The organism is Peptoniphilus sp. HCN-40583 (assembly GCF_037892835.1).
GTDB lineage: Bacteria > Bacillota > Clostridia > Tissierellales > Peptoniphilaceae > Aedoeadaptatus > Aedoeadaptatus rachelemmaiella.
This window is the reverse complement of the sequence record NZ_JBBKBU010000063.1, coordinates 1-573: the sequence shown is the minus strand read 5'-3', so window position 1 is coordinate 573 and position 573 is coordinate 1. Positions and strand designations below refer to the sequence as shown.

General features: G+C 41.5%; 1 pseudogene. It reads right to left on the bottom strand.

Annotated features, from left to right (window positions below):
• Positions 1-433: pseudogene (gene tnpA, locus WKT05_RS10580) on the bottom strand (IS200/IS605 family transposase); the annotation flags it as partial.
• Positions 434-573: the final 140 nt, after the last annotated feature.

Sequence of the window (573 nt, the reverse complement as noted above, 5' to 3'; positions counted from 1 at the left end):
TCGAAGGTTAGTTGCTCACTTAATTGATCTTTCTTCAGTTGATTTTGAATGTATTCCTGTATCTTTTTAGCGTTTTTTCCCGCTGTATCGACGTAATAGCCTCGGCACCAAAATTGCCTTCCCCTATATTTGTATTTCATATCTCCCCAACGTTCATAGATCATGATGCTGCTCTTTCCCTTTAAGAATCCCATGAATGAAGACACCGATAATTTGGACGGGATCTCTAGCAACATATGAACGTGATCCGGACATGCTTCTGCCTCGACTATGTTTACGCCTTTCCACTACACAACTCGCGTAGAATTGTTCCAATTTCTAAGCGCTTCGATCCATAAAATACTTTTCGCCTGTATTTCGGAGCAAACACTACATGATACTTACAATTCCATTTTGTGTGTGATAGACTATGGGTGTGATTTAGTGATGTCATTTTTCCCTCCTGATTGTGATTGGTTGGCAGACCTTTCTTATCATACCATTCTGGGAATAACGGGTTATTATCGCTAAAGCTAAACGGAACCCCCGGTCTAACCGGGGGTTTTCTAATGCAATCAGAACCACCGGCTTAGG